This window comes from Pseudomonas fluorescens (genome assembly GCF_002837185.1).
GTDB classification, from domain to species: Bacteria; Pseudomonadota; Gammaproteobacteria; order Pseudomonadales; family Pseudomonadaceae; genus Aquipseudomonas; species Aquipseudomonas fluorescens_AM.
Map to the genome: position 1 here is coordinate 223,391 of NZ_KZ477989.1, position 13,558 is coordinate 236,948.

Consider the following 13,558-nt stretch of genomic DNA (forward strand, 5'->3'; position numbering starts at 1 on the left):
CAAGCTACTTATCCACTCACGGCTTGTTTTTTACCCTTCCACACTTCTTGTGCGCACCCTGCGCGCCTGACCCGAGGATCTTCATGCAACTTAAGCCAGCTGTTACCGCTCTGGTCACTGCCGTCGCCCTGGCATCGCTGCTCAGCGGATGTAAAAAGGAAGAAGCGGCTCCGCCCGCTCAAACCCCTCAGGTCGGCGTGGTCACTATTCAACCGCAAGCCTTTACCCTGACCACCGAGCTGCCGGGCCGCACCACGGCCTACCGCATTGCCGAAGTGCGCCCTCAGGTGAACGGCATCATTCTCAAGCGCCTGTTCAAGGAAGGCGCCGACGTGAAGGAAGGGCAGCAGCTCTACCAGATCGATCCGTCGGTGTATGAAGCCACGCTCAAGAGCGCCCAGGCCAAGCTGACGCAGACCAAATCGATCACCGATCGCTACAAGCAACTGATCGATGAGCAAGCCGTCAGCCGCCAGGAATACGACACCGCCGTCGCCGACCGCATGACCGCCGAGGCCGACCTGCAGAGCGCGCAGATCAACGTGCGCTACACCAAGGTGTTCGCGCCGATTTCCGGGCGTATCGGCCGCTCTGCGGTAACCGAAGGCGCGCTGGTCAGCAACGGCCAGGCCGACGCCATGGCCGTGATCCAGCAGCTGGACCCGATCTACGTCGACGTCACCCAGTCCTCGGCCGAAATGCTGAAACTGCGTCGAGACCTGGAAAGCGGCCAACTGCAAAAATCCGGCGACAACGCCGCCATGGTCAAGCTGACCCTGGAAGACGGCAGCGACTACGGCCAGCAAGGCAAACTGGAGTTCTCTGAAGTGTCGGTCGACCAGACCACCGGTTCCGTGACCCTGCGCGCCGTGTTCCCCAACCCCGACCATGTGCTGCTGCCGGGTATGTTCGTGCACGCCCAGCTGCAGGCCGGTGTGAACAGCAAGGCCATCCTCGCGCCGCAACAAGGCGTGACCCGTGATCTGAAGGGCACCCCGACGGCCCTGATCGTCAATGCCGACAACAAGGTCGAGCAGCGTGAACTGGTAGCCAACCGTACTGCCGGCGCCTATTGGCTGGTAGAGAAAGGCCTCAACGCGGGCGATCGCGTCATCACCGAAGGTTTGCAGTACGTCAAGCCGGGCGCCGAGGTGAAGGTCACGGAAGCCGGCAACGCCAAGCCCGCCGGTTCTGCCGCTCCTGCTGCCGCTGCTGGCAAAGGGGAGTAATCCATGTCGAAATTTTTTATCGACCGTCCCATTTTCGCCTGGGTAATTGCCCTGGTGATCATGCTGGTCGGGGCACTGTCGATCCTGAAGCTGCCTATCAACCAATACCCGGCCATTGCGCCAACCGCCATTGACATCCAGGTGACCTACCCAGGCGCGTCCGCACAAACCGTGCAGGACACCGTGGTACAGGTCATCGAGCAACAGCTCAACGGTATCGACAACCTGCGCTATGTGGCCTCGGACAGTAACTCCGACGGCAGCATGACCATCACTGCGACGTTCAACCAGGGTACCAACCCGGACATCGCCCAGGTTCAAGTGCAGAACAAGCTGAACCTGGCGACCCCACTGCTGCCGCAAGAAGTGCAGCAGCAGGGTATCCGCGTGACCAAGTCGGTGAAGAACTTCCTGATGGTGATCGGTCTGGTGTCGGAAGACGGCAGCATGACCAAGGACGACCTCTCCAACTACATCGTGTCCAACATCCAGGACCCGATTTCCCGTACCTCGGGTGTGGGTGACTTCCAGGTATTCGGTTCGCAGTACGCCATGCGTATCTGGCTTGACCCGGCCAAGCTGAACAACTTCCAGCTCACCCCGGTGGATGTCAGCAACGCCATCAAGGCCCAGAACGTGCAGGTGGCCACCGGCCAACTGGGCGGCCTGCCTGCCCTGCCCGGCACTCAATTGAACGCGACCATCATCGGCAAGACGCGCCTGCAAAGCGCCGAAGAGTTCGCCAAGATCCTGATGAAGGTGAATGCCGACGGCTCGCAAGTGCGCTTGGGCGACGTTGCACGTATTGAACTGGGCGGCCAGAACTACAGCATCAGCGCGCAGTTCAACGGCAAGCCGGCGTCCGGTATGGCGATCAAGCTGGCCGCCGGGGCGAATGCCCTGGACACCGGTAAAGCGATCCGCGCCACCGTGGCATCCCTGGAGCCGTTCTTCCCGCCAGGCATGAAAGCCGTGGTGCCGTACGACACGACCCCGGTAGTGACCGAATCGATCTCCGGTGTGGTTCACACCCTGATCGAAGCGATCGTGCTGGTGTTCCTGGTGATGTTCCTGTTCCTGCAGAACTTCCGCGCCACCATCATCACCACCATGACCGTACCGGTGGTACTGCTGGGTACGTTCGGGATCCTGGCGGCGTTCGGTTTCACCATTAACACCCTGACCATGTTCGGCATGATCCTGGCCATCGGCCTGCTGGTGGACGATGCCATCGTCGTGGTGGAAAACGTCGAGCGGGTCATGGCCGAGGAGCACCTGTCACCCAAGGAAGCGACCATCAAGTCCATGGGCCAGATCCAGGGCGCCCTGGTGGGTATTGCCCTGGTACTCTCGGCGGTTTTGCTGCCGATGGCCTTCTTCGGCGGCTCCACCGGCGTGATCTACCGGCAGTTCTCCATCACCATTGTGTCGGCGATGGCGTTGTCGGTACTGGTTGCCCTGATCTTCACCCCAGCCCTGTGCGCCACCATGCTCAAGGCGATCGACCCGGAAAAACACGGCCAACCCAAGCGCGGCTTCTTCGGCTGGTTCAACCGCACCTTCGACAGCGGCGTACTCAAGTACGAGCGCGGCGTGGGCGGCATGATCAAGCACAAGATCCCGGCCTTCATCGTGTATGCGCTGATCCTGGCCGGCATGATCTGGATGTTCACCCGTATCCCGAGCGCGTTCCTGCCTGAGGAAGACCAGGGCGTGATCTTCGCCCAGGTACAGACACCCGTGGGCGCCTCGGCCGAGCGTACGCAAAAAGTCATCGACGACATGCGCGCCTTCCTGCTGCATGACAAGGAAGGCGAGCCGGGCGAAGGCAAGGCCGTGAAGTCGGTATTTACCGTGAACGGCTTCAACTTTGCCGGCCGCGGCCAGAGCTCGGGTCTGGCATTCGTGATGCTCAAGCCATGGGACGAGCGCGATTCGTCCCAGTCGGTATTCGAAGTGGCCAAGCGGGCCCAGGGTTACTTCTTCGGGGCCTTCAAGGACGCCATGGTATTTGCCATCGTGCCGCCTTCGGTTCTGGAACTGGGTAACGCCACCGGCTTCGACGTGTTCCTGCAAGACCAGGGTGGCGTCGGCCACGACAAGCTGATGGCAGCCCGTAACCAGTTCCTCGGTGCGGCGGCCCAAAGCAAGATACTGGCGGGCGTGCGGCCCAACGGCGTGAACGATGAGCCGCAGTACGAACTGACCGTCGATGACGAGAAAGCCAGCGCCCAGGGCATCAGCCTGTCGGACATCCAGCAGACCCTGGCCATCGCGCTGGGCGGCAGCTACATCAACGACTTCATCGACCGTGGTCGGGTGAAGAAGGTGTATGTACAGGGTGATGCGGCCAGCCGCATGTCGCCGGAAGACCTGGACAAATGGTACGTGCGCGCCGACTCCGGGAAGATGGTGCCGCTGTCGGCCATCTCGTCGGGCACGTGGATCTACGGCTCGCCGAAGCTCTCGCGTTATAACGGTGTAGCGGCCATGGAAATCCTCGGCACGCCGGCGCCTGGCTACAGTACCGGTGACGCGATGGCGGAAGTCGAGCGGATTGCCAAGGAACTGCCGGCCGGCATCGGCTATGCCTGGACAGGCCTGTCGTACGAAGAACGTCTGTCCGGCTCCCAGGCGCCTGCGCTGTATGCCCTGTCGCTGCTGGTGGTGTTCCTGTGTCTCGCCGCCTTGTATGAAAGCTGGTCGATCCCGATTGCGGTGATTCTGGTAGTCCCGCTGGGTGTGATCGGTGCGTTGATCGCCACCAGCATGCGCGGCTTGTCCAACGACGTGTTCTTCCAGGTCGGCCTGTTGGTGACGGTGGGCCTGGCAGCGAAAAACGCGATCCTGATCGTGGAGTTCGCCAAGGAGCTGCACGAGCAAGGCAAGGGCATTGTCGAGGCGGCCATCGAGGCATCCCGCATGCGTCTGCGCCCGATCATCATGACGTCCATGGCGTTCGTGCTCGGCGTATTGCCGCTGGCGATTTCCAGCGGCGCAGGCTCGGGCAGCCAGCACGCGATCGGTACCGGCGTGATCGGCGGTATGATCACCGCGACCGTGCTGGCGATCTTCTGGGTGCCACTGTTCTACGCAACCGTGTCTTCCGCCGGCGAACGCAAACAGAAAAACACCACTGAAACTCCTAAAGAGGCTGGCCAATGAGCAAGTCGCTACTTTCCTTAGCCGTCACCGCCTTCGTGCTCAGTGGCTGCTCGCTTATCCCCGACTACCAGCGCCCCGAAGCGCCGGTAGCGGCGCAGTTCCCGCAGGGGCCGGCGTACTCGTCGGCCCAGGCGCCGGGCCAGGCTGCCGCGGAGCAAGGCTGGAAGCAGTTTTTCCATGACCCTGTCCTGCAACAGCTGATCCAGACCGCGCTGGTGAACAACCGCGACCTGCGCGTCGCGGCCCTGAACATCGACGCCTATGCGGCGCAGTACCAGATCCAGCGTGCCGACCTGTTCCCGGCCGTCTCGGCCACCGGCAACGGTACCCGTTCGCGTACCCCGGCGCGGCTGTCGCAGACCGGCGAATCGAGCATTTCCAGCCAGTACTCGGTGGGCCTGGGGATCAGCTCTTATGAGCTGGACCTGTTTGGCCGCGTGCGCAGCCTGAGCGAAGAAGCATTGCAGAAGTACTTCGCCACCGAAGAAGCGCGGCGCAGCACCCAGATCAGCCTGGTGGCCAGCGTGGCGAATGCCTACCTGACCTGGCAGGCCGACAAGGAACTGCTCAAGCTGACCCAGGACACCCTCGGGGCGTTCGAGCAGAGCTTCAAGCTGACCTCGCGCAGCAACGAAGTCGGCGTGGCCTCGGCCCTCGACCTGAGCCAGGCGCGCACCTCGGTGGAAAACGCCCGGGTGCAGCTTGCCCGGTATACGCGCCAGGTGGCCCAGGACGAAAACAGCCTGACCCTGCTGCTGGGCACCGGCCTGCCGGCGAATATCGCCAGCAAGCCACTGTCTGATGACCTGCTCAGCGAAGTACCCGCCGGCCTGCCGTCGGACCTGCTGCAACGGCGTCCCGACATCGTCCAGGCCGAGTACAACCTCAAGGCCGCCAACGCCAACATCGGTGCGGCCCGTGCGGCGTTCTTCCCGAGCATCAGCCTGACCGCCAGCGCCGGCACCGCCAGCCCGAACCTGGGCGGCCTGTTCAAGGGCGGCTCGGGCACCTGGTCGTTCGCACCGCAGATCAACATCCCGATCTTCAACGCCGGTAGCCTGCGCGCAAGCCTGGACTACTCGAAGATCCAGAAAGAGATCAACGTGGCCAACTACGAGAAGGCGATCCAGACCGGCTTCCAGGAAGTCTCCGACGGCCTCGCCGCACGTCAGACCTACAAGCAGCAACTGGATGCCCAACGTGGCTTCGTCGCCGCCAACCAGGACTACTACCGCCTGGCCGAGCGTCGCTACCGCATCGGTGTGGACAGCAATTTGACCTTCCTTGATGCCCAGCGCCAACTGTTCAGTGCCCAGCAATCGCTGATCACCGACCGCCTGGCGCAGCTGACCAGCGAGGTCAACCTGTACAAGGCCCTCGGCGGCGGCTGGAATGAGCAGACCGCGAAGAACGAGCCGGTGAAAGAACAAGCGCCGCCGCTCAAGTTGTTCTGATAGCGCCTGTCTAATCAAACCGCTTCCCTTACCGGAAGCGGTTTTTTTTTGCCATGTCACTAACCCCTGCGAATCAAAGGTGGGCGCTGGCTTGCCTTCACTTCAACCTTTCAGGGTAAGATTGGTAACAGATTCTTACAGACCACAGAGGGAGCTTGTCGTAATGATCGTAGGCATTGACCTGGGCACGACCAATAGCCTGGCCGCCGTGTGGCGCGGCGATGCCGCCGAAATGGTGCCCAATGCCCTTGGCCAGTTGCTGACCCCAAGCGTGGTAGGCATGGATGATCAAGGCCGCATCCTGGTGGGCCAAGCCGCCAAGGAACGCCTGCATACTCACCCGCACCTGACCACGTCGCTGTTCAAGCGCTACATGGGCAGTGCCACCGAAGTGCGCCTGGGCGACCGCTCGTTCCGCCCCGAAGAGCTGTCGGCGCTGGTCCTCAAAAGCCTCAAGGAAGACATCGAGCGCACCTATGGCCAAACCGTCACCGAAGCGGTGATCAGCGTGCCCGCCTACTTCAGCGACGGCCAGCGCAAAGCCACGCGCATTGCCGGTGAACTGGCGGGGCTCAATGTTGAAAAACTGATCAACGAGCCCACCGCCGCCGCCTTGGCTTATGGCTTGCACCAGCGTGACAAGGAAACCTCGTTCCTGGTTTTCGATCTCGGCGGCGGCACCTTTGACGTGTCGATCATCGAGCTGTTCGACGGTGTAATGGAAGTACGCGCCAGCGCCGGCGACAACTTCCTGGGCGGCGAAGACTTCGACACGTTGTTGCTGGAGCACTTCGTCGACAGCCAGCGCAATGCCCAGGGTTTCCCGCCCACCAGCAGTGTGTTGCAAGCCCTGCGTCGCGAAGCCGAGCGCGTGCGCAAAGCCTTGGGCCAGGACGACAGCGCCGAGTTCGCCCTGCGTATCGATGGCCAGCAGTGGGTCACAACCATCACCCAGGCCGAACTCGCCAAGCTCTACACGCCCTTGTTGGAACGCCTGCGCGCACCGATTGAACGCGCCCTGCGAGACGCACGCATTCGGGTCGGTGACCTGGATGAAATCCTGCTGGTCGGCGGCACCACGCGCATGCCGCTGGTGCGCAAACTGGCCGCTGGTTTGTTCGGGCGTTTCCCGTCCATCAGCCTCGACCCGGACCAGGTGGTTGCCCACGGCGCGGCGATCCAGGCCGCGCTCAAAGCCCGCTCGGCGGCACTGGAAGAAATCGTGCTGACCGACGTCTGCCCCTACACCCTGGGTATCGAAACCTCGAACCAGTACGGCGGCCATATCGAAAGCGGGCATTACCTGCCGCTGATCGAACGCAACAGCAGCGTGCCGGTGAGCCGGGTCAAAAGCGTGGTCACGCTCTACGACGACCAGCCCCGCGTGCTGCTGAAAATCTACCAAGGCGAAAGCCGTCTGGTGAAAGACAACATCGAACTGGGCCAGTTGGAAATCCCCGTGCCCAAGCGCAAGGCTGGCGAAGTCTCACTGGACGTGCGCTTCACCTACGACAACAACGGTTTGCTCGAAGCCCAGGTGAACATTCCGCTGACCGGCGAGCAGCACTCGCTGGTGATCGAAAACAATCCTGGCGTGCTCAGCCCGCAAGAGATCCAGCAACGCCTGCAAGCGTTGGCATTGTTGAAAATTCACCCGCGCGACCAGCAGGTCAACACCGTGCTGACCGCCCGCCTCGAACGGCTCTACCAGGAAAGCCTGGGCGAGCTGCGCGAGCAACTCGGACACTGGGCCGCGCAGTTTCAGCAAGTGCTCGACACCCAGGACGAGCGCCGCATCCGTGAGGCCCGCAGCGAACTGACCCGACAACTTGAGCAACTCGATAACGGGTTCTGGCGCTGAAGGAAATCCACATGGACTGTTGGACAGTGTTGCAATTGGCGGACGATGCCGACGAACGGACCATCAAGCGAACCTACGCGCGACTGCTGAAAAGCTGCCGCCCGGACGATGATCCCGAAGGGTTCCAGCGTCTGCGCGAAGCTTATGAGGCTGCATTGGGATACGCACGCTGGCGTGCAGACAACGAAGAGGAACAGCGCGCAACTGCCGTCGTCGAACAGACTGACAGCAACCTCAAGGATTTGGCCGAGCTGATGGATGTCCGTCCCTTGAGCCCTGCTGCGTTCGAGGCACCTGCGCCCAAAGGCGCCTACGACCTGGCCGAGCTGATGGACGTCAGTACGCTCAGCCCCGCGCCCTTTGAAGCGCCAAAACCTGACCCGGTCCATGCGTTGCTCACCGGCCTCAACGCCGACAACCTCGATGAGCGCTGGGCCCAGGCCCGGCAACAGGACTGCAGCGACGCCTTCCAGGCCGGCCTGCTGCGCCACTGCTTTGAAGCCCCCGGCGAGCGCAGTGCAATTACCCGTTGGGCGATGCAACAGCTGGAATGGCTGACACCCTGGCAACGGGTGGCCATGACGCCATGGCAGCACGATGCACTGACCAGTGAGCTGTTGCAGGAATATCGCCTCAACTTGCAGGAACTGCTGGAGCAAAAGGCCGAGCGCGAGTTCATCACCCAACTGACGCACTACAACGAGCAAGCCTGGCTGCGGGTGTTCGATCAGCAGCAACAGTGGCAACACATTATTCTGCAACTGCTGCACGACACCCAATGGAGCGTGCCGCTGTTTGAACGCGTATGCCAGGCCTTTGGCTGGGACGACCAGAAAGGCGTGTTTGCGGAACCCGCGTGGATGTGGCGCAGCCTGGTGTCGCGTTGCGAGCAGGAAAGCTTTTATATCAGCCTCCAAGACAAAGCCCAGGACACCCGGCGCACCTGCGCCGATGCCCTGGCCGCGCGCTTGTTGCTCACGCCCATGACCGCAACCCAACAGATGCGCATCATCGGCAGGTTTGGCCAAAACGAATGGAACGCTTGCCAGCATCTGGGCGAAACCCTGACCTGGCGTTATCCGCAGTTGATCGAACGCCTGCCCCAAAGCGACCTGTTTTTCTGGCGCAAATTCGTCCCACGACCGATTTACGTCCATGTGCTTATCCGGCTCTGGGCGATCTTTGCCTTGGCCGCTGTCCTGAACCTCGTTCACGTTGAAACCGAAAAGCTGGACTTCGGGGTCGTACTCATCTTAGTGGTATTGGCGATCTTGCCGGCCGTGGTCTTCTTTCGGATCACGCAGATGTGGGCCGGGATGAGTGCGTCCTTTGTAGTTGCGGACGTGTGGCTGAGCCAGTATTTGATCCCTAAACGCGTCAACCCCAACCAGTATTGGCTGGTGTTACGCCACGGCATCCCGCAATTGGCCATGCTCGCGGTGTGCGGGCTGGCACTGGGCATTCTGGGAGCGATTACGTATGCCGGGATGCTGCTGATCAACCTGCTGCACAGCAAACGCATCGGCCACATGGGTGAGAAAAGCCTGAAATTTCCGTGGCTCAACGGCCTGCATTGGGCCTTCTGGAGCCCGCTGCAAGTGGTATTCCTGGTGGTGATGGTGGCGGTGATCATCGCCGCGCAGCACTACCTGCCAGCGGTGCCATGGTCCCATATCGACCTGCCCAAACAGTAACGAGACGCTTGGGCCTGAGCGTATTGCGCAGGCCCGCAACTTGCGTTCGATCATCGCCCACAACCCGCTCTGCCCCACTTTCACCGTCCCCGCAGCACCCAGCACCATGGCGGCCACCTGCATAACCCCAATAACAACAGGTCCGATACCATGAGCACTTTCCATCCGCGCCAGCTCCTGCTGGCCAGCGTTGTCAGCAGTCTTGCCCTGCCCGCTCTTGCCGAGGAACACGGCTTTCTCGAAGACGCCAGCGCCAACCTCAACCTGCGTAATTTTTTCTTCAATCGCAACTACACCAACCCGACCAAAACCCAGGGCGGCGCGCAGGAGTGGACGCAAAGTTTCATCCTCGACGCCAAGTCCGGGTTCACTCAAGGCACGGTCGGCTTCGGTGTGGACGTGCTGGGCTTGTATTCGCTCAAGCTCGATGGCGGGCGCGGCACCGGCGGCACGCAGTTGTTGCCGCTGGACCACGACGGCCGCCCGGCCGATGCGTTCGGGCGCCTGGGCGTGGCGTTCAAGGCGCAGTTTTCCAGGACTGAAGTGAAAGTCGGGGAATGGATGCCGGTGCTGCCGATCCTGCGCTCGGACGATGGTCGCTCACTCCCGCAAACCCTGCGCGGCGGGCAGATCACATCAAAGGAAATCGATGGCCTGACCCTGTATGGCGGTCAGTTTCGTGCCAACAGCCCGCGGGACGACAGCAGCATGCGCGACCTGTCGATGACCGGCAAAACCGCGTTCACGTCCGATCGTTTCAACTTCCAGGGCGCCGAATATGCCTTCAACGACAAACGCACCCAAGTCGGGGTGTGGAATGCCCAGCTCAAGGACATCTACAGCCAGCAGTTCGTCAATCTGATCCACAGCCAGCCCGTAGGCGACTGGACCCTGGGCGCCAACCTGGGGTTCTTCTACGGCAAGGACGACGGCAGCGCCCGCGCCGGCAACCTGGACAACAAAACCTGGTCCGGCCTGCTGTCCGCGCGCCACGGTGGCAACACCTTCTACGTCGGCCTGCAAAAACTCACCGGCAACAGCGCCTGGATGCGTGTCAACGGCACCAGCGGCGGCACCCTGGCCAACGACAGCTATAACTCGAGCTACGACAACGCCGAGGAAAAATCCTGGCAGGTTCGCCACGACTACAACTTCGCCGCCCTTGGCGTACCGGGCCTTACCCTGATGAACCGCTATATCAGCGGCAGCAACGTGCACACCGGCACGGTGACCGACGGCAAGGAATGGGGCCGCGAAAGCGAATTGGGCTACACCGTACAAAGCGGCAGCCTGAAAAACCTGACCCTGCGCTGGCGCAACTCCAGCATGCGGCGTGACTACAGCAACAACGAGTTCGATGAAAACCGGTTGATCGTCAGCTACCCGATAAGTCTGCTGTAAACCGGCGCCGCAGTTACTGTATGGTGCGCGCCTGCCGCTGCTGATCGCCCCAGCAGCGGCCTTTCATTCGGGCCCGCGCACAGCATGAAAACCTTCGTCCCAGCAATCGCAGTGTTTGCCCTGGCCCTGAGCCTGGGCGGCTGTATCGGTTCGCCCATTGCCCTGACGCCGCAGACCGAGCAACGCCTGCAAGCCCGGGCGCCGATCCGTTTTCTGCTGACTTTCGATGACGGCCCCAGCGCCTCGGGCTACAACAACCCGAGCCGCTCGGTGGTGGCCGATCTGGCCGATAACCCGGTATCGCCGGGGATCAAGGCGGTGTTCTTTCTACAGACCGAAGCCGCCCGTTCAGGGGGCAGCGCGCGGGGCCGCAAGACCATGGTGCGTGAACATGCCGCCGGCCATGTCCTGGCCTTCCACACGGCGACGGCGTTTCATACCAATCATCGCTGGCTCAATGACGCCGAGTTGGAACGCACCCTGACCCAGGGCGCCGCGGACATCGCCGCCATCACCGGCACGCCGCCCCTGCTGGTGCGGCCACCGTTCTGGAACTACGACCACCGCACATTCGCCGCCTACCGACGCCACGGCATGCAGGTCCTGCTGACCGACCTGAGTGCCAACGACGGCAAGATCTGGGGCTTCAATGGCAGCCCACGCCGCCGCGCCAACCTGTACCGGCAGCTGTCAGTGGTGCGTGAGCGCATCGCGGCGGGTGAGTTGCCGACGGTGGACGGCGTGGTACCGGTGGTGGTGACCTTCCATGACATCAACCGCTACACCGCACGGCATATGCAGGAGTACCTGCAGATCCTGATGGACAGCGCCCGCATCAACGGCCTGAAGACCGCCGCCACGCCCTTCTACACCGACACCGCCACCCTGCAACGCGCAGCGCTGGCCCGCACGGTCCAGGATATGAACGAGCCGGTGCATCTGCCAGGGGTGTGGAATTGGCTGTGGGACGCCGATGCCCACTAAGCGCCCCGCAACAATTGGATGTGCAGGTATAAATAGATATCAGGAACCCTACATCAATACTTGCCACCAAAGAGGAACGCAACTCTTCATGCCCAGGTAGACAATGATTACCCAACCGCCCTCCCCGCCCATACCAATGACGGATCCCTTACTTTCGCCAACCTTTCAAGCCTCTGGCGCTCCAACGGCGACGATGATTAATATTCCTAGTGTGAGCGACCCTCACGCCAACAACGATCGACGCCTGAGGTTCAACGCAAACTCACGACTCGCCCCAGACCAAAAACCGGTTCATCGGTACAAAGAGAAATACATCAACGCTGAAGTGCTGCGACACGACAAGCATGTAAAAATAAGTCATGAAACAACCATCAACAGCCTGCATAGAAAACCCCACTTAGCCGAAGACTTAGTAGTGGTGATTGAAACAGGCAATGCCAATGACCGTATCAGAATAAAAGACGGTCCCGACCAGAGCATAATCGTCACAGTCAATGATAAACCCTACCAACTCAATAAGATTTACTCCGAAGAAAGCGAAGTCTACAGCCTGCGTATTAAAACAAACGGGGGCGACGACTGTGTGCTTGTCGACGCTGATGTGAAATTCCCCGTAGACATCGACTTAGGGGACGGTAACGATTACGCCCAGGCTGGCTCAGGATATACCACCCTGCGCGGTGGATCAGGCAACGATACGCTTAAGCTCGGCAGTGGCCAGGGCATAGCGTTCGGGGGTGACGGCGAGGATCTGATGATCGCCGGTACCGGTAATGGCGTGCTCAGGGGCAATAATGGCAATGACCGCATGCAAGCTGGCGAACGGACTAAGGGGAGTAGTCTGTACATGGACGGAGGAGACGGTCACGACTTCATGATTGTCACCAAGAACACCCTTGATAACCCGACTATTTTACACGGGGGTAAGGGCGAGAACCTTATCGTTACCCACGGCAAGGCCACCGTATACACCGGACGCGATAAAAACATTGTTCGGACGCACAGCGACGACAGCGTAATTTATGCCAAACCCACGGACGAAGTTCATCGTACCCCGGGCTCCACACTGACTCACACGACCTTCAAGGAGGTGGGACACAGTGGGTATACCGTCGAAGGTTCTGAAGAGTTTGTACAGACCGTAAAAGATGATCTTGACTTATTACGTTTCTCGCCGACAGGCAAGCAGATGTTAGCTGAGGCGGACGCGGCAGCGAACCGTAATGATGCTCCGACGCTGATCAAAGAAACCAAAGTCAATAACGGTTCTTATCACTTCAACAGTTTGAAACTGAGAAAACATTTTTCCACGGACAGACCTGATGAAGTAAACCCTAAAGACAAATGGAAGGGACAAAACTTCGGCGGCGTGTTCACCACATACGACCTGGAAGGATTAACTCCAGCCGACTGGGGAGAGGTTACTTACAATCGACCCGGGGATGTCGCGACCGCAGGCGAAATACATTACAACCCCTCCTTTTCGCTCCCTGATGTTAGTGGCCCCATCGTCACGCTGTACCATGAGATGGCCCATGCGTATAACGGAGCCAACGGCAGCATGCTACCCGGGAGAACAAGGGTGCCGCATAAACTCTCCGGTGAACGCGATGTTGAACACCAGGCGGTTGGCTTACCCACCGACGCGCCGCCGTTCAACTTCATCAACAGGCCATCTGCGCAACCCACCACGACCAACCCCAAGCCGTTCACTGAAAACGCATTGAGAGAGGAACTGCAACTGCCCCTCAGAAAAAAATATTAGAAACA

At 60.7% G+C, this 13,558-nt stretch carries 8 protein-coding genes; all 8 read left to right on the plus strand.

Translation table 11 applies throughout. From position 1 onward, the window contains the following. Positions 1 to 83: 83 nt before the first annotated feature. The 8 genes from CIB54_RS07130 to CIB54_RS07165 all read left to right on the plus strand — a co-directional run bounded on the left by CIB54_RS07130 (position 84) and on the right by CIB54_RS07165 (position 13,553). On the plus strand, positions 84 to 1,229 hold the full coding sequence (locus tag CIB54_RS07130; RefSeq protein WP_065952005.1) for an efflux RND transporter periplasmic adaptor subunit: 1,146 nt from the start codon (positions 84 to 86) through the stop codon (positions 1,227 to 1,229). A 3-nt stretch (positions 1,230 to 1,232) separates the two neighbouring features. Continuing rightward, on the plus strand, positions 1,233 to 4,394 hold the full coding sequence (locus tag CIB54_RS07135; RefSeq protein WP_101219270.1) for an efflux RND transporter permease subunit: 3,162 nt from the start codon (positions 1,233 to 1,235) through the stop codon (positions 4,392 to 4,394). Beyond that, positions 4,391 to 5,848, plus strand: coding sequence for an AdeC/AdeK/OprM family multidrug efflux complex outer membrane factor (adeC, locus tag CIB54_RS07140; protein ID WP_101219272.1), 1,458 nt, complete (start codon positions 4,391 to 4,393; stop codon positions 5,846 to 5,848). Before CIB54_RS07135 ends, adeC begins: the two co-directional genes overlap by 4 nt. 163 nt (positions 5,849 to 6,011) lie before the next feature. Further along, positions 6,012 to 7,709 carry a molecular chaperone HscC gene (locus CIB54_RS07145; RefSeq protein ID WP_101219274.1) on the plus strand — a complete coding sequence of 566 codons (1,698 nt, stop codon included), beginning with the start codon at positions 6,012 to 6,014 and terminating at the stop codon, positions 7,707 to 7,709. A gap of 11 nt (positions 7,710 to 7,720) precedes the next feature. After that, positions 7,721 to 9,403, plus strand: coding sequence for a J domain-containing protein (locus CIB54_RS07150; RefSeq protein WP_101219276.1), 1,683 nt, complete (start codon positions 7,721 to 7,723; stop codon positions 9,401 to 9,403). Between the two features lie 150 nt (positions 9,404 to 9,553). Further along, on the plus strand, positions 9,554 to 10,804 hold the full coding sequence (locus CIB54_RS07155) for an OprD family porin (RefSeq protein WP_101219278.1): 1,251 nt from the start codon (positions 9,554 to 9,556) through the stop codon (positions 10,802 to 10,804). Between the two features lie 84 nt (positions 10,805 to 10,888). Then, on the plus strand, positions 10,889 to 11,788 hold the full coding sequence (locus CIB54_RS07160; protein ID WP_065952011.1) for a polysaccharide deacetylase family protein: 900 nt from the start codon (positions 10,889 to 10,891) through the stop codon (positions 11,786 to 11,788). A 103-nt stretch (positions 11,789 to 11,891) separates the two neighbouring features. Further along, on the plus strand, positions 11,892 to 13,553 hold the full coding sequence (locus CIB54_RS07165; protein WP_232790532.1) for a M91 family zinc metallopeptidase: 1,662 nt from the start codon (positions 11,892 to 11,894) through the stop codon (positions 13,551 to 13,553). Positions 13,554 to 13,558: the final 5 nt, after the last annotated feature.

Bases quoted from the DNA above. Each gene is read 5' to 3' on its own strand.
- CIB54_RS07130 (WP_065952005.1), top strand. From the start codon at position 84: ATGCAACTTAAGCCAGCTGTTACCGCTCTGGTCACTGCCGTCGCCCTG.
- CIB54_RS07135 (WP_101219270.1), top strand. From the start codon at position 1,233: ATGTCGAAATTTTTTATCGACCGTCCCATTTTCGCCTGGGTAATTGCC.
- adeC (WP_101219272.1), top strand. From the start codon at position 4,391: ATGAGCAAGTCGCTACTTTCCTTAGCCGTCACCGCCTTCGTGCTCAGT.
- CIB54_RS07145 (WP_101219274.1), top strand. From the start codon at position 6,012: ATGATCGTAGGCATTGACCTGGGCACGACCAATAGCCTGGCCGCCGTG.
- CIB54_RS07150 (WP_101219276.1), top strand. From the start codon at position 7,721: ATGGACTGTTGGACAGTGTTGCAATTGGCGGACGATGCCGACGAACGG.
- CIB54_RS07155 (WP_101219278.1), top strand. From the start codon at position 9,554: ATGAGCACTTTCCATCCGCGCCAGCTCCTGCTGGCCAGCGTTGTCAGC.
- CIB54_RS07160 (WP_065952011.1), top strand. From the start codon at position 10,889: ATGAAAACCTTCGTCCCAGCAATCGCAGTGTTTGCCCTGGCCCTGAGC.
- CIB54_RS07165 (WP_232790532.1), top strand. From the start codon at position 11,892: ATGATTACCCAACCGCCCTCCCCGCCCATACCAATGACGGATCCCTTA.